This window comes from Endozoicomonas elysicola, from assembly GCF_000710775.1.
GTDB lineage: Bacteria > Pseudomonadota > Gammaproteobacteria > Pseudomonadales > Endozoicomonadaceae > Endozoicomonas > Endozoicomonas elysicola.
In genome coordinates this window covers 3,898,248-3,913,974 of sequence record NZ_JOJP01000001.1, presented here as the reverse complement: position 1 = coordinate 3,913,974, position 15,727 = coordinate 3,898,248, and the positions used below count along the sequence as shown (strand labels likewise).

The 15,727-nt window shown below is 45.1% G+C and carries 15 protein-coding genes; 11 read left to right on the top strand and 4 right to left on the bottom strand.

Going from position 1 to position 15,727, the window contains the following annotated elements:
- Nucleotide 1: 1 nt before the first annotated feature.
- From GV64_RS16590 to GV64_RS16575, 4 genes are read left to right on the top strand one after another with little or no spacing between them, the layout of a single operon-like run.
- Complete coding sequence (locus tag GV64_RS16590; RefSeq protein WP_020583816.1) at nucleotides 2–2,884, top strand: hybrid sensor histidine kinase/response regulator; 2,883 nt, start codon at nucleotides 2–4, stop codon at nucleotides 2,882–2,884.
- Nucleotides 2,881–3,960: a chemotaxis protein CheB gene (locus GV64_RS16585; protein ID WP_020583817.1), complete on the top strand. Its 1,080-nt coding sequence runs from the start codon at nucleotides 2,881–2,883 to the stop codon at nucleotides 3,958–3,960. The genes GV64_RS16590 and GV64_RS16585 overlap by 4 nt, the downstream gene beginning before the upstream one ends.
- Nucleotides 3,932–4,990 (top strand): diguanylate cyclase, encoded by a 1,059-nt coding sequence (locus GV64_RS16580; RefSeq protein ID WP_020583818.1) that lies wholly within the window; start codon nucleotides 3,932–3,934, stop codon nucleotides 4,988–4,990. Before GV64_RS16585 ends, GV64_RS16580 begins: the two co-directional genes overlap by 29 nt.
- Entirely contained in the window at nucleotides 4,987–5,556 is a 570-nt protein-coding gene (locus GV64_RS16575) for a response regulator (protein ID WP_020583819.1), read from the top strand. Before GV64_RS16580 ends, GV64_RS16575 begins: the two co-directional genes overlap by 4 nt.
- A gap of 43 nt (nucleotides 5,557–5,599) precedes the next feature.
- Here the strand turns inward: GV64_RS16575 and GV64_RS16570 are convergent, their stop codons facing one another.
- On the bottom strand, nucleotides 5,600–6,094 hold the full coding sequence (locus GV64_RS16570) for an MgtC/SapB family protein (protein WP_020583820.1): 495 nt from the start codon (nucleotides 6,092–6,094) through the stop codon (nucleotides 5,600–5,602).
- Nucleotides 6,095–7,321: 1,227 nt separating this feature from the next.
- Here GV64_RS16570 and GV64_RS23925 point away from each other — a divergent pair.
- From GV64_RS23925 to yghU, 4 genes are all read left to right on the top strand, one after another.
- The gene (locus tag GV64_RS23925) at nucleotides 7,322–8,020 is read left to right on the top strand and encodes an NAD-dependent epimerase/dehydratase family protein (RefSeq protein ID WP_051087832.1); all 699 of its coding nucleotides are present in this window, start codon (nucleotides 7,322–7,324) and stop codon (nucleotides 8,018–8,020) included.
- Between the two features lie 88 nt (nucleotides 8,021–8,108).
- Entirely contained in the window at nucleotides 8,109–8,594 is a 486-nt protein-coding gene (locus GV64_RS23920) for a DoxX-like family protein (protein WP_051087833.1), read from the top strand.
- 7 nt (nucleotides 8,595–8,601) lie between these two features.
- Nucleotides 8,602–9,090 (top strand): DUF2269 family protein, encoded by a 489-nt coding sequence (locus tag GV64_RS16550; protein ID WP_026258438.1) that lies wholly within the window; start codon nucleotides 8,602–8,604, stop codon nucleotides 9,088–9,090.
- Between the two features lie 92 nt (nucleotides 9,091–9,182).
- Complete coding sequence (yghU, locus tag GV64_RS16545; RefSeq protein ID WP_020583825.1) at nucleotides 9,183–10,055, top strand: glutathione-dependent disulfide-bond oxidoreductase; 873 nt, start codon at nucleotides 9,183–9,185, stop codon at nucleotides 10,053–10,055.
- 308 nt (nucleotides 10,056–10,363) lie between these two features.
- Here yghU and GV64_RS25345 read toward each other — a convergent pair whose 3' ends face one another.
- On the bottom strand, nucleotides 10,364–10,540 hold the full coding sequence (locus GV64_RS25345; protein ID WP_157237078.1) for a hypothetical protein: 177 nt from the start codon (nucleotides 10,538–10,540) through the stop codon (nucleotides 10,364–10,366).
- Between the two features lie 95 nt (nucleotides 10,541–10,635).
- Between GV64_RS25345 and GV64_RS16540 the strand changes: the two genes are divergently transcribed.
- Nucleotides 10,636–10,944, top strand: a complete 309-nt coding sequence (locus GV64_RS16540; RefSeq protein WP_152554097.1) for a hypothetical protein — start codon at nucleotides 10,636–10,638, stop codon at nucleotides 10,942–10,944.
- 90 nt (nucleotides 10,945–11,034) lie between these two features.
- Here GV64_RS16540 and GV64_RS16535 read toward each other — a convergent pair whose 3' ends face one another.
- Complete coding sequence (locus tag GV64_RS16535) at nucleotides 11,035–11,409, bottom strand: DUF2237 family protein (protein WP_026258440.1); 375 nt, start codon at nucleotides 11,407–11,409, stop codon at nucleotides 11,035–11,037.
- 217 nt (nucleotides 11,410–11,626) lie between these two features.
- A complete protein-coding gene (locus GV64_RS16530) occupies nucleotides 11,627–13,603 on the bottom strand; it encodes a BCCT family transporter (RefSeq protein ID WP_026258441.1) in 1,977 nt (658 codons plus the stop codon).
- Nucleotides 13,604–13,934: 331 nt separating this feature from the next.
- Between GV64_RS16530 and GV64_RS16525 the strand changes: the two genes are divergently transcribed.
- Nucleotides 13,935–14,414 carry a MarR family winged helix-turn-helix transcriptional regulator gene (locus tag GV64_RS16525; RefSeq protein ID WP_020583830.1) on the top strand — a complete coding sequence of 160 codons (480 nt, stop codon included), beginning with the start codon at nucleotides 13,935–13,937 and terminating at the stop codon, nucleotides 14,412–14,414.
- A 280-nt stretch (nucleotides 14,415–14,694) separates the two neighbouring features.
- Nucleotides 14,695–15,705, top strand: coding sequence for an ABC transporter substrate-binding protein (locus tag GV64_RS16520; protein ID WP_020583831.1), 1,011 nt, complete (start codon nucleotides 14,695–14,697; stop codon nucleotides 15,703–15,705).
- Nucleotides 15,706–15,727 lie beyond the last annotated feature (22 nt).

Sequence of the window (15,727 nt, the reverse complement as noted above, 5' to 3'; positions counted from 1 at the left end):
TATGACCGACAAGGATGCCGGTAAACAGGAAAGAAAAGCAAAGCCATCCGGGGCTGTTGTAACGCTCTTTCAGTCAGAGGTCGACCGACAGACTACTCGGCTTCAGGAGCTGCTGAAACTTAAGGCGGAGGCTGGTTTAGAGCGTGTGGACCTTGCTGAGTTGACTGAGCTGCTTCGCGCTGCCCGAGGAGGGGCTATCCTTGCCAAGGTGAATGAGGCTTCTGAGCTGCTTGAAGCAATGATGCAATGGTCTGAGTACTTTGCTGAAAACTGGTGTCAAAAGTCTTCAAAAGAGCGAGATCAGCAACAGTCTCTGATCAAAAAACACATTCCTGTTCTGCTTTCTGCCTGCAAATGTTTACAACGCATTGCTGATGATGCCGTCAGAAATGATGGTGTTCGCGAAAGTCTGGGAAAAGAGGCTTCTAAGCTTGGCTCAACTCTTGTTTCCGTGAAAAGTTCCTCCTGTGTTGAAATACCGATTGATGAGCCTGAAAACATCGAGCCCGTTGAGCTGACCACGCCTGATCAGGACTCTGCGTCAAATGTACATGAAGATGAGTCTTCAGAATCTGAAGCATTAAGTCAAAAGAAAGAGGTTACCCCTGCGCTCCTGAAGATAAGGGATCTTTTCTGGAAAGAACTGGAAGAGCGTGTTGAAGTCCTGACGCAGCATTTGTTGGAGCTTGAACAAGGTTTGAGCTCAGATCAGCGCCTGGAAACCATGATGCGTATGGCGCATACCATCAAGGGAGGTGCCAGACTGGCAGATATTGATCCGGTAATGAAGCTGGCCCATACATTGGAAGACATTTTTGTCAGTGCTCAGAAGCAAGAGATTACCATCAATAGCAATCATACGGATTTACTGCTGAAAGGTGTTGATAGCATTGTCCAATTGTCAGGGATGGCCACTCAGGGCGGCGAAGTTGATACTGACGCATTGCAAAACTCTGTAGCGCTTAGAAAGGAGCTGGGAAAAGTATTAACGGCTCCTGAAAGTTTCAAAAAGCCTGAAAAAAGTGAGATACCAACACCTACCTCATCTGAAGAGCCAATAGCTACGGATGTTCCTAAAGAAGAGGAAGCTTCCGCAGAAAGGGTTATTCGGGTAAATGCAGAAAAGCTCAATAAAGTGATTGGTCTGGCCGGTGAGTTGTCCGTTGAGTCGCGTCAGCTGAAAAAGTTCTGGCAGGAGAATATAAAGCTAAGACGCAGCGCACGGAGTATGAATCTGTTGGTTGAAAAATGCCTTGAGCTGATGAGGAATTATCAACTTGAGGAAAGTGATAGACACTATATCAATGAACTGATGAGGGAGTCGTTAGCTGTTGAGGAGGCGGTTAACCATAACTGTGCTGTTCTGGAAGAGTATGAACGCAAAACTACCTGGCTAACGGATAAGTTGGTTCGTGAAACGCTGGGTCACCGAATGCGCCCTTTTCGAGAGGGAACCCAGGGTTTGCTTCGTCTGGTGAGAACGGTTTCACACAAGCTGGGTAAAAAGGTTCGTCTGGATATAAGAGGTGAAAACACTCAAGTCGATCGAGACATTCTTGAGCAGCTTCATGTGCCTTTGACTCACTTGATTCAGAATGCGATTGATCATGGCTTTGAATCAACAGAGCAGCGCCGCGAACGAGGCAAGCAAGAAGAGGGTATTATCACTCTTGAAGCAAGCCATAAAGCGGGTTTGTTGGTTGTTACTGTCAAGGATGATGGTGGTGGCGTTAACCGGCAGAAGCTGAGAGAAAGAATTCTTCAGAAAAACATGGCGACTGAAGAGATGGTTGCCAATATGTCTGATTCAGAGCTCTATGAGTTTCTCCTGCTTCCCAGTTTTTCTCTTAAAGAGGAGGTAACTACCGTTTCTGGCCGTGGTGTCGGTATGAACCTGATCCACGAAATGGTGCAAAACCTGCGTGGGCGAATTGCTGTTCACTCTGAAGAGGGAAAGGGGTCTTGCTTCGAGCTGTTGTTGCCCTTAACGCTTTCAATGCTGCGTTGCGTTGTTGTTGAAGTGGCTGGATATTATTACGCCTTGCCGGTAGGGCCGCTTAATAAGGTGCTTACGTTCACCGCTGATGATATCAAGGTGCTTGAGAATCGACAGTATGTTCAGGATGGCAGTGAAGGTCAGCTGGGTCTGGTGAGTGCCCATCAATTGCTGGAGCTTCCTGAAAACAATCAGGCAGTGGATCACCAGCAAGCCGTGGTTTTGGGGCGTGGAACCCATCAATATGCTGTGACCGTTGATTCTGTGATCGGTGAGACGACACTGGTTGAAAGACCCATTGATCCTCGTATGGGGAAGATAAAGGATATCAGTTCAGCCGCTTTCCTTGATGATGGTACGCCAATTTTGATTCTGGATGCGGATGATCTTGTGCTTTCTATTGAGCGACTGGTTAGTGAAGGACGTATAGACCGCTGTGATGCAGCAGCATCAGCCGATGAAAGGGCTGCTTCTGCCAAGCACGTGCTGGTAGTTGATGATTCTGTCACGGTTCGTGAGCTGGAAAAAAGTTTACTGGAAGATAAGGGGTATCGTGTGGATGTGGCGGTCGATGGTGCTGATGGGTGGAATGCCGTGCGCATGAATGATTATGACCTGATCGTTACTGATATTGATATGCCCCGAATGGATGGTTTTGGTCTTATTTCCCACATTCGTGGGGACGGGCACCTGCAGCATTTGCCTGTCATTATCATCTCTTACAAGGACCGTGAGTCTGATAGAAAGCGAGGTATGGAAGTGGGAGCTGACCACTACCTTACCAAGGGTAGTTTTATGGACGAAACATTCATCAGTACCGTCAGAGACCTGATTGGCAGTGCGTATCCTGATGACAGTGCGGGTGATGGAGGAGTCCTGAATTTATGAAAGTAGGGGTTGTCAGGGGCGACTTGTCGGAGCGAGAGCATTTGATCCGCCTGGTGAAGGAGCGTTTGGGCTGGGAGGTTGTCTGGGGCGTTGGCAGCGGGCTTGAGGCTGCTCAGCGTTGCAGGAAGCAGGTTCCAGATCTGATCCTCATGGCGATCAGACTTTCCGGGCAGCAGGATGGTGTAGAAGCAACAAAAGCGATTTTGAAAAAATACGATTGCACGATTGTTATCGTTTCTTACATAGAGCGTTATAACGCGTCCATATTCAAGGCCCTTTCTGCAGGGGCAATAGATGCCGTTGAAATGCCTTCCAGGCAATCAGACAGTATTTCCACTTTTGTTCGCAAGATGCGTAAGCTCAAAACCGTTACCCAGGAAAAAGCATTAAAAAATGTCAGTAAGGGCTTTTCATCAAGAAGGGATTCCTTGCAAGGTGGCAGAAGTCGTTTTTCGCCTGACTTGCCCGACTTGTTGATAGCTATTGGATGCTCAACCGGTGGGCCGGGGGCAGTTGCACTTTTGTTGTCAGAGCTTCCTGAAAACTCACAGGCTGCAGTGGTTATCGTACAACATATGGATGAGGAATATGCTTCCGGGATGGCAGAGTGGCTTGATTCGCAAATCCCTATGAGAACAAGAACCATACATGGTGGGGAAAAACCGGAGGCAGGTACCGTTTTTTTGGCAAAGACCAATGATCATCTGATTATGGATGCCTCTGGCAGTTTGATTTATACCCGTGATCCGGTTGATAACCCCTATCGACCCTCGGTGGATGAATTTTTCTGCAGTGCAGCCCAGCACTGGCAGCATGATATGGCTGCAGTCCTACTCACGGGAATGGGGCGTGATGGTGGAAGAGGGTTGCTTGCTCTCCGACGTCTTGGCCGTTATACCTTTGCCCAGAATCAGGCCAGTTGTGCGGTGTATGGGATGCCCCAGGATGCTGCGCAGCGTGGCGCTGCCGATGAAATACTGGAACCGCAGCAGATTGGCAGACGGTTAAAGGAAATGATCAAGCCTTCTCATCGAAAGCGCGAGATTCATGGAGGAAAAGCCCGTGGCAATGGATGAAGAGTCTATCAGTCAACGAATTGATGCTAAGTCACACGGACTGGTGCTGCTTATAGATGATGACCCGATGGTTGCAGAAGCGCTGCGTGTGATGCTGGAAAATGAAGATGACCTCCGTATGCATTATTGCTCAGATGCCAGTAGTGCGCTTGATGTTGCTGAGCAGCTCAAACCGACGGTTATTTTGCTTGATATGGTTATGCCGGACATTAATGGTTTAATGCTGTTGCGTTATCTAAGAGTGAATGAATCAACCAGGGCGGTTCCTGTTGTAGCTCTGTCTATGAAGGATGATGCAAAGTTGAAGGCTGAAGTCTTCACTGCTGGTGGTAATGATTATCTGATAAAATTGCCAGAAGCCATCGAACTAATAGCCAGAATTCGTTATCACTCAAATTGCTATATTCGGCTATTGCAAAGAGATGAAGCATTCCGGGCTTTGGATATCAGTCAGCGAAAGCTGGCTGCCAGTAACATTAAGCTTCAGCAGCTGGCGAGTATGGATGGCCTTACTGGTATTCCTAATCGTCGTTACTTTCAGGAAACCATGCAGAATGAATGGGAACGAGCGACTGATGATGGTAAACCGTTGTCTGTTGTTCTGATGGATATTGATTTCTTCAAGAAATGCAATGACCATTATGGCCATCAGTATGGTGACGAAGTGCTTTGCAAGGTCGCAAAAGCGATGGAAAGCAGTATGGAGCACAAATCGGAGCTGGTTGCTCGTTTTGGAGGTGAAGAGTTTGTTGCTCTCCTCCCGGGGGTTGATATTGATGGTGCTGCTGCGGTTGGGGAAAGGCTCCGCAAGGTTGTTGATTCATTGAAGCTTGATAATGTGCAGTCTGAAGTGTGTGCTTGGGTAACCATCAGTATTGGGGTCTCAAGCTGTATGCCTGGTACTGAAGGTACGTTTTTTGAACAGTTGATCAAGAGTGCCGATGAGGCGCTCTATGAAGCCAAAATGCAGGGGCGCAATCGGGTTGTTAAGTCGTTGGATCTGAATCATTCTGAGGGTAAATCACAATGACTCAGTCATCGGGGGGGCGAAAAAGTTACCGGAATCGCATATTGCTGGTGGACGATAATCCAGGTTTTATTGGTCGTCTGCAAAACCTGTTTGTCTCGAATGGGTATCTTTGTGAGACAGCGCTCTCATGGAAAGAAGCTGTTGAGCAAGTTGGTAGTTTGGCTGTTGATTTAGTGATTTGTGATTACCGACTAAAAGGAAAAAATGGCATAAGCTTGATTGATGAAGTTCAGGAAGAGCGAGATGGTGTTCCAGGACTTGTTTTGTGTAACTTTGGAGATTTGAAGCTGGTTCTTCAGGAACTCCAGTATTACCCGGGCGTTCGTTATTTGACTCGACCTTTTCAGGATGATGCGTTGCTGGCGATGGCTGATACAATAATCAGAGGTGAAAAAAATCAAAAAGAGCCTATCACTGAAAAGAGTTCCAGTAAAAATTACCTGCTGGACCATAAAACTTATAGCCATAGTGCGATGAATGACTTGGAGCGAGTTTTTCCGGGGATTACCTTTGGCTGTTGGGATGGTGTGGTTGATAAAGTAAAATGGCAAAGGAAATCAAAATAAAAACAGTATATATGTCTTATAAAGTTGATACTTGGTCTATAAATTATTGATCTGATATCGACTGATTTCCTGCTTTTGCATTTTTGACATGAACCCCACGATTTAAACTTTTAAACAAACGTTCTAATACATTAACACTGGTGAGAATTAACAGAGCATAAAGGCTGACTTTTACTGCAGCTTCGTAATAACCAAGTCCTATTGCAATGCCAATCGCTGCCAGAATCCAGATGGTTGCTGCAGATGTTACACCTTGTACCAGACCGTCTCTGGAAAACATCACCCCCGCTCCGATAAAACCAATACCGGTAATCATCTGCCCTATGATTCTTGAAGGGTCTGTTGCCTCGGCAACAACACTTTTAGAAAGAATAATGACTAGAGATGTCCCTAGAGTAATCAGAGAGGCGGTTCGAATGCCGACTGGCTTACCACGAAACTGTCTCTCAGCACCAAGCAGGGTTCCACAAAGAAGGCTCGTTAGTAGAGCCTTCCAGTTAAGAGGTGATATATCAAGAAAAGATTCTATTGGTATCATGGACGACCTTGTCACTGTTGATTTCCACATATTCTATTTTTCACTTCTGCCATCGAAGATGCAATGCTAAATGGTTAAATTAATGAATCACCGATGTGTACTCAGTGCCAGAAATGCAAAATAAGTGTAAGCAAGATAGCCATTCCAATTAATAAAACGATGGATTTAATAACTTGGTCATGGTTCTGCTTTTCTGGTTCATGCTTATTAGCAGGGGAGCGTGTATTCTGCAGCAGGTTAGGAACAAGGTTGGCCATAACGAGAAAACAGCCAAGAAGCAGAGCTGATATAACAACTGTCTTTATCATTATTTGCACACTCCGATTATGTTGGTTTGAACTCATGTAAAAGTATGAAAAAATAATTAAATAAGCGTATCTGGAGAAGTAGATGATTCTGAGTAGCAGTAGTATTGCTTTGATGTGGCTGTTACATATTAGAATGAAACTGGTTTTTTTGGTAAATCTCACTGCTGTGCATGAAGCCCAGTGACAATCTTTTCCCTTATTTTAAGTAGCAGGGGCTTGAGAAAAATGGGTTTAGTCGTTGTGACTTGCTTATCCCCAATGTTCATATACCCGGAAGGTGGATAGAGAAGATAATTGGGAACCATTTCTCCATCATAGTACGTTCTCCTATGTCCAGTAAGGTATGAACGTCCACCAAGTATTTCTGCATCATGATATCCAAAAATATTTGTTCCCCCTTTAACGTAAGCTGTTTGGTAGTTTCTGCTCTTTTGCTATGCATTTTGTTACATCTTCAGATAAGGTGTAGTTCAGTCCAGTATATAAAGTGATGGTTGTTGCCGGAGGGACTTTAATTTTTTTAATTGGAAGGTTACATATTCCATGTCCTTCAAATACAACTCGATCGCGAAGGAATTTCTGACGGGGAGATGTCCGTCGTGAACTTATTCATTTTTAATGAACCAATATTCTTGTAGGATTCAGTAGGTCCGAATTTTCTTGATTTCCATATGATTTCTGATGTTGGGGTTGATTTATCCAGTGCAAGTATTGCTTTTTCCAAGTGGGCAAAACATGGAGGACAGATGCTATTCATAGGATTTAGCTGGTATTGATTGACTGTAGTGTGAAAGCGGATTGATGATTTAGACGCAATATTCATGCTTTAGTTCTTTTTCTAGCTGGAATATCTATTGATATATATGATATTTATATGGTTTGTTGTTGAGTTTATAAGGGAGACTTTGACTTGAGAGTAATGGTTACAGGTGCTTCAGGCTTTATTGCCAGTGCGGTAATCCAGAAGTTAAAAGCTCGTAACTATGAAGTGGTGCCGATTTATCGCTCTCAAAAATCCATTGGTCACAGGGGGGTAATCTGTGACTTTAAAAAATTACTGTCAATGGATGACTGGCTGCCATTAGTTAGCGGTATAGATATCGTTATTAACTGTGCAGGAATCTTAAGGGAAAATAATAAAGGTGATTTTCAGAAAGTTCACTGTCAGGCTCCCACAGCACTTTTAAATGCTTGTGAACAGGTTGGTGTAAAGCGATTTATTCAGGTTTCTGCTTTAGGGCATCCTGAGGATGCTGAGTTTATTCAAAGTAAGCACGCTTTTGATGAAAAAGTATTAACCAGTAGCGTGGAGGGAGTCGTCATCCGACCATCGGTGGTGGTATCACTACGGGGCTCTTATGGTGGAAGCTCTCTGCTTCGAAGTCTGGCCGCTTTACCCTTTGTCGTTTTTTTGCCTGGGGATGGTTCTCAAACCATTCAACCAGTTTTATTGGATGATCTTGCAAGTATCGTTGTTGAATCAGTGGAGCAGCCTACGATGTGTACAACGTTTGTTGTACGCAGTGGGGCCAGAAATTATAACCCTGAAAGCTTTGATACTGGCTACAAGGCGATGGCTTGGCTTTTCGAATCCAAGGGTAATTACAATTCCACTTAAGCTGGTGCAGCTGGTCGTGAAAGCGGGTTAATATATTGGCCATGGGCCACTGGGTGAAACTGTCTATAGTCTCTTGAACAGAGGCAATGTGGCGACAGCCAATGAATATGAAAAGATATCTGATGTGTTAAATATCTCACCAGCTAATGTCATTCATGCTCTTGAGAGTGAAGCCAGTTATGTGCAAGATCGTTGGCATGCCAGACTGTATTTGTTAAGGCCTTTGGTCATTCTGTTTCTTGCGTTTGTTTGGGTGGCTTCCGGTTTAGTTGGTTTAGTCACTCCACTGGAGAATTTTAAGCCCGTTTTAGACACTATAGGCGTTCCAGTTGTTTGGCATTATCCATTAGTGTTGACGACAGGATGGGTTGATATTGTTCTTGGGGCTGGGCTCTTGGTTGGTTCTCTCCGAAGTCGCTTTATCCTGTTAATGCTGATAGCAACGCTTTCGTATACTCTTATTATTGGTTTTCTGGCCCCTCAATTCTGGTTTGAACCGTTGGGTGGGCTTCTGAAAAATCTAATAATTTTCCCTTTGCTTTTGATTTGCTGGGCGATAAACGAACTTCGGTAGCAAATTTTTGGAATATTATTTCTATTTAAAACTGATCCATATTCTCTCATCAACTGTGCTTTTTGGGACTGGCTTGGGTTCTGCATTTTATATGTGGCGGGCTGACAGAAGTGGCGATGTGTCCATCATTGCCATGGTAGCTAAGAATGTTGTATTTGCTGACTGGCTTTTTACCACTCTGACTATAATTATTCAGCCGTTAACGGGGGTGTTGATGATATATCTGTCAGGCTACCCCTTTTCTGCCCATTGGCTATTAGTGTCGCAGGTTTTGTACATTTTTATTGGCTTATGTTGGATTCCAGTCGTTTTTATCCAGCTAAAGGTAGCTGCTCTGGCCGAGCAAGCATTATTGGGCAGCCGCTTATTAATGACAGAGTGGTCATATAGACATCGACGTTTAATGAATTGGTGGTATGGTTTAGGTGTTCTGGCATTTATTGCTACGATAGCTGTTTTCTACTTCATGGTATTTAAACCATTTACCCTGTTTTAATTTCTGCATTTGATGATGAAAGGCGCTTACCTTTCTGTTGGAATTGTCTTATGGTGGACTCTTTCCTGCTAACAAAGGTCTAGGAGTTGTCCATGGTAGATGCATCGTATGTTCCTCCGAGGGTGTGGGCTTGGGAAAATGAGAATGGCGGCCAGTTTGGTGGAATTAACCGGCCAACTGCTGGCGCTCGTTTTGAGAAAGCGCTTCCTGTTGGCAAGCATCCGTTCCAGCTTTATTCGCTGGCAACGCCTAATGGTGTAAAGGTAACCATACTGTTTGAAGAGTTGCTCGAACTGGGAATAAAAGAGGCAGAGTACGATGCTTTTCTGATTGAGATCATGGAGGGAGAGCAGTTTGGCTCTGGCTTTGTGGATGTCAATCCAAACTCAAAGATCCCTGCTATGGTGGATCGAAGCAGCGGTGGTGAGATTCCTGTGTTTGAATCAGGAGCTATTCTTCTCTATCTGGCTGAAAAATTTGATGCCTTCATTCCAGCTGAACCAGCCAAGCGTGCGCAGTGTCTCTCATGGTTGTTCTGGCAGATGGGTAGTGGACCATTCCTTGGTGGTGGCTTTGGTCATTTTTATGCCTATGCTCCGGAAAAGTACCAGTACCCCATTGATCGTTTTTCCATGGAGGTCAAGCGCCAGCTGGATGTGTTGAACCAGCATTTAGAAAAAAATACCTTTATGTGCGGTGATGAATACACCATCGCAGATATAGCTATCTGGCCATGGTATGGAGCTCTGGTCGATGGCAAATTGTACGGTGCAGCCGAGTTTCTGCAGGTGGATAGTTACGAACATGTTGTTCGGTGGTCATCGCAGATAGGGCTGCGTAAAGCTGTTCAACGAGGAAGGATGGTGAACAGAACCTCGGGTGAACCATTTGAGCAGTTGAGAAATCGCCATGATGCCTCAGATTTTGAACTTCGAACTCAGGATAAATTGGAAACTTCAGAATGAATTAATTTACATTGTTTGCCTTTTTCACTTTTGGAACGGGGTTTATACCGTTCCTTTTGTGCCAGCTTCCATTATTAGACCGAAATCCAGTCACGCTTATCCCGTGCTTATATGAGACGAGATTAAAACGACACTGTTTAATTTTGAACCAAATTAATAGGCTTTTGAATTTGGCCTATTCTTCACAGACCGTAAAGCCCTATGAATAATGAATCCTTTTTATGGCTGTGATGTTATGAAGCTTCATAAACTTATTATTTTTTTATTACCATCGATTGCTTTCGGTGAACCTATTGGTTTTGAACGGTTTAACCCTCCTCCTTACCCTGATGTTCCAGCCCACCCTCATCCTGAGAGGCCATTATATCCACCCTCTCATGATCACTCATATCGGGGTTATAGATCAGAGCCTGTGCCAACTTATTCACAACCAATGTACGCAGATTCGTCGCCAGTGACTGCCTGCAAAATACCAGCAGGAACATACCGGTTTGATGCCTACAGTATCTCGAAAACGGAAAAAATATGGCTATATAAACTGGTGCTTTATCTGCATGTCAGCAATTCCGGGATGATGGTTATGAGGTTAAAGCTCAAGCCAAGGCGGGGGCGCGAAGAGCAGTTTGTAGTGATTCCCTATAGCAGCAATGCAGATTTGGTGAATGTCTGCAGTGGTGTGAATTTTAGCTTTTTTTTCAAAGGGATTAATGTGTATGGAAAAACCTTAACAGGTAATTTATCCGGGCACCTGACGAATGATGGCAGTAAAAACAACTATCACATTACTGCTGATGGATGGATGGAGCGCTACGATGCTTCATATAATTCAAAAGTAACGATTAATTTGACGGGGCAGCAGTTTGAGTTTGTTTATCCATATATAAAATAGTGAGCAGAAAGAAGAGTGGGTTGCAAGAAGGGTTTTTGTTTATACATGGCAAAAGAAGAACTGCGGCTCTGTTCTTGAATAACCTGTTTATTAAACAGCAAATTTTTGCAGTGTGGTCATGGGTATAATATTTAGGGTTTCCTGATGAGTTGCTTCTAAAAAAACAGGAGGAGCAACATTTGCCTTTAGAGCCTCGTTCCAGCGATTGGCGCAGAGGCACCAGCGGTCGCCTGCCTTTAGCCCCGGGAAACCCCACTCTGGCCTTGGGGTGATCAGGTCATTGCCTTTGGACAGTGAAAATTTCAGGAATTCATCAGTCATTAAGGCGCAAACGGTATGCCTGCCAACGTCCTGTTCGACAGTATGACAGAAACCATCTCGAAAGAAGCCAGCCGCTGGGTTCAGGCAGCATGGCTTTAAAGGCTTGTTGAAAACATTTTTCTGTGTGGATGCTAGTGTAACCATTGACGTGCTTTGCAGAAACCTATTCAGTAGCTCTTAAGCGAGAAAAAAGCTATAGACTAATGTGAAGAGATAAGCTCTCACCCTGGGGGCTGTTGTTGGCGTTTCGTTGCCAGAAGTCTGTCCGAGAATAGACTGCATCCTCGCTACGGGCGCTATGCCCGGTCAGCCTCCTAAGCTTTGTGGCTCAGAAAAACGTCAACAGGCCCTAAGAGTAGGTTTATCGAACCATATGGAGGAAGTGCATATGCTTTTCGTACTGGTCAATGATGTCTCCAATCACCTGATCACTGGTCCAGCCCATAATGTCATAACCTTGGCCACCTTCTCTTAGAAAGACTTCAGCCCTGAAGTATTTCCGCTCCTCTTCATCCTCTTCATCCAGCATAAAGCTGGGTTGGAGGTAGGAACGAGGGGTTACCTTATAAAAGAAGTCCACTTCATCGCCATGGAGGACAACCAGGCTTGGAATCTGTTTCTCAGTATCCAGCTGAATAGTACTTTCTACTCCCTGTTTGCTGAGCTCTGATGCGACGGATTCCATCGCTGGAAGTACGATGTCCTGTATAAACCGGCTGACATGGGACCTCCGTGGGTAGCTGATCAATGTAGCAAGGCGGTTTTGCCAGGGAACCGCTTTGTGGCCCGCTTTCGGTGTTAAAGTTGTATTAACCAGACTTTCTCTTTTTGCGGCATCGACTGCCAGTGCTTTTAATAAGCCATAGGCGGAAATTAACAGAACAATGGAAAAAGGCAGGGCAGAGGCTATAGTCACTGTTTGCAACGCCTGTAATCCACCGGCCAGTAATAACACCATGGCTACAATGCCAATCAGGCTTGACCAGAACACCCGCTGCCAGATTGGTGTTTTACTGTTCCCGCCAGAAGCCAGCATATCAACGACCATGGCGCTGGAGTCTGATGAAGTGACAAAAAAGATAACGACCATAACAATGGCTATCATCGATAAGATATTGGAAAACGGAAAGTGTTCTAAAAATTTGAACAGTGCTATTGGTACATCGGTTTCGACAGCTTGACCCAGGCTGGCCATATCATGATTCATAATCATATCAATGGCGGTATTACCAAAAGCAGTCATCCAGATCAGCGTTAAACCGGTAGGCACAAACAGAACCCCGGTGACAAATTCGCGGATGGTTCTGCCCCTTGAAATTCGTGCAATAAACATACCGACGAAGGGTGACCAGGAAAGCCACCAGGCCCAATAGAACAGCGTCCATCCCCCAAGCCATTCGGTGGGTTCATAGGCATAGAGGTTGAATGTTTTGCCAACCATATCAGAAAGGTAACCACCGGTATTCTGAACGAACATTTGCAGCAGTAAGACGGTGGGCCCCAGAAGTACAACCATCACTAACAGCATTAGGGCAAGCAATAGGTTCGCTTCTGAAAGCCGTCTGATGCCTTTGTCCAGACCGGTAGCGACAGAGATGGTAGCCAGAGCGGTAATCGCAATAATTAGAATAACTTGTGCATGAGTGCTGATTTCTACACCAAACAGGTAGTTCAGTCCGGAATTGACTTGCAATACGCCATAGCCCAAAGCGGTGGCCACCCCGAAAATGGTGCCCAAAATGGCAAATACATCGATGGTATGGCCGGCAATACCATAAATTCGATCACCAATAATAGGGTACAGAGCGGAGCGGAGTGTTAAGGGTAGGTCATGACGATAGCCAAAAAAGGCAAGAATCAGCGCTACGATGGCGTAAATTGCCCAGGCATGAAGGCCCCAGTGGAAAAAGGTCAGTTTCATGGCCTCTTTGGCGGCTTCAACGGTCCCTGCTTCACCCAGTGGTGGTGAGAGGAAGTGCATGACCGGTTCGGCAACACCAAAAAACATCAGGCCGATGCCCATGCCGGCAGAAAACAGCATGGCAAACCAGGAGCCGAAGCTGAAGGAGGGCTCTGCGTGATCGGGCCCCAGTTTGATATCCCCATAACGGGAGAGGCCAAGAAATGCGACGCATAAGAGAATCAGGGCTACAGCCATCACATAGAACCAGCTGGCGTTGGTCATGATGCTGGATTGAAGGTGAGTAAAACGGTTATTGGCATCTTCAGGGAAGAAAACCGTATAGCCCACCAGCAGAAGTATTAAAATGGCGGAACCAAAGAATACAGGGGGATTGATCGTTTGCCTGGAAGGCATCGAGTTTTCCGATTGGGACATGTTACAGGCTCTTGCAGGTATTGTTCAAAATCAGTTTGATCGTTTGAATAGAGAGCTATCCGCAAGAAGCCAGTCAACGCTCTGAAGGGAGTGACATGAAGAGAATCCTGTTTACAGCTTTGTAGGAGTTTAGGTGAAATATGTTACAGCTCAAATTATTTGATATCAAATTATGTTTGTCATGCTCGTGATTTTATGGCAAATAGGCTCAATATCTTATTCTAGCTCTTTATTGTGAGAGTGCTTTGTCAGAGATTTTTCTCTTAATTTGAATGGGTTGCGGCATCTTCGGATGATGGGTGTCCTTAACCTCTTGCTGTGGGTAGGTTGTATGAGTGAAACATGTTATTGGACTGATGTACTTATATCGCTGAGGCGAATTATTCGTGCAACGGATCTGCACTCAAAGCGAATGATAAAATCCTGTGGTTTAACCACGCCACAGATTATGGTGTTACGGGCTATTCATGAGCTGGGTGATGTGACGGTTAAGCGTATTTCTCAGCATGTCTCACTGAGTCAGGCTACAGTCACTACTATTTTGAACCGTTTGGAAGAACGGCAGTATCTTGAGCGGGTTCGCAGCACCAACGATAAGCGTATTGTGAATGCCCGTCTGACAGAGCTTGGACGCTCTGTCCTCGCCACGGCTCCGACCCTGCTGCATGAAAAGTTTATCGAGCGTTTTGAGGCTTTGGAGCCCTGGGAAAAAACTCAAGTGCTTTCTTCGCTTCAAAGAGTGGCAGCCATGATGGATGCTGAGTCTATTGATGCTGCGCCGCTTCTGGATATCGGCTATCCAGACCCATAACACTATGATTGTTGTATGTTTTTTCTACAGCTTACGCAGGGTTAAAATGGAAAGTGATTTGATATCTAACTATTAGAAGTGTAAATTATTGCCCGTGTTGATGCTTGGTGTTGGGCCTGCTTTGGGGGCTTTGTTCGAGAATTGGTTTAAAAATGCCTGATTTTTGATTTGTTGTCTAACGATTGAGCAGGAATTCTTATCCGCAATTTTTCAAGGATTCGAAAGGGCAGATAAGCTCAAACCAGTATTAAAAATGGATTTATATAAAAAAGGTATAGCAATGCTAAAAAGTAAATTTACGGCGGGGGCCATATTTGCACTTTCGCTTCCTTTTGTGGGGGCTGCGTCTGCAAATGAGTGTGGTGATGTAACCATTGCTGATATGAATTGGAACTCAGCAACATTAATGGCTCACGTTGATCAATTTATTCTGCAGAATGTATTTGGCTGTAATGTCGAGCTGGTGCCGGGTGATACTATGGCTACCGGAACCTCCATGGTCGAAAAGGGTGAGCCTGATATTGCTCCGGAAATGTGGAGCAACTCGATGAGGAAGGCCTTTGATAAAGGCGTGGAAGAAAAACGACTTCGTTACGCAGGGAACTCTCTTTCAGAAGGAGGAGAAGAAGGTTTCTGGGTACCGAAATATATGGTCGATAAATACCCTGATTTGAAAACCATTGAAGGTATTAAAAAGAAGGCTGGGATTTTCAAACACCCTGAAGATTCAATGCTTTCTGCCTTTTATGGTTGTCCTGCCGGATGGAATTGCCAGATCAACTCCGGAAATCTGTTTAGGGCGCTAGAACTTGAAGAGTATGGATTTGACCTCGTTGATCCGGGTTCTGGGGCTGGAATGTCCGGTGCCATTGCTAAAGCTTATGAGCGTGAAGAAGCTTGGTTTGGTTATTACTGGGCACCCTCTTCGGTGTTGGGTAAGTACGAAATGGTCAAGGTTGACTTCGGCTCCGGTATTGATGTTGATGAATACCTGAACTGTACGACCAAAGAAGACTGTCTATCACCAAAGGTTACGATGTACCCACCCTCTCCAGTCAACACCATCACCACTGAAGCGTTTGCTGTCAAAGCACCTGCTGCCTATGAATATCTGGCCACTCGGTCTTTTACTAACCAGCAAATGAATGAGCTACTGGCCTGGATGGAAGAAAATCAGGCTGATGGTGAGATAGCGGTGGAACACTTTTTGACGAATTATGAGTCTATCTGGACTCAGTGGTTGTCTGCCGATGTTGTTGAAAAAGTGAAGCAAAAGCTCGCTGCTCTTTGAGGTCGTCACTCGCCTGTTTGCA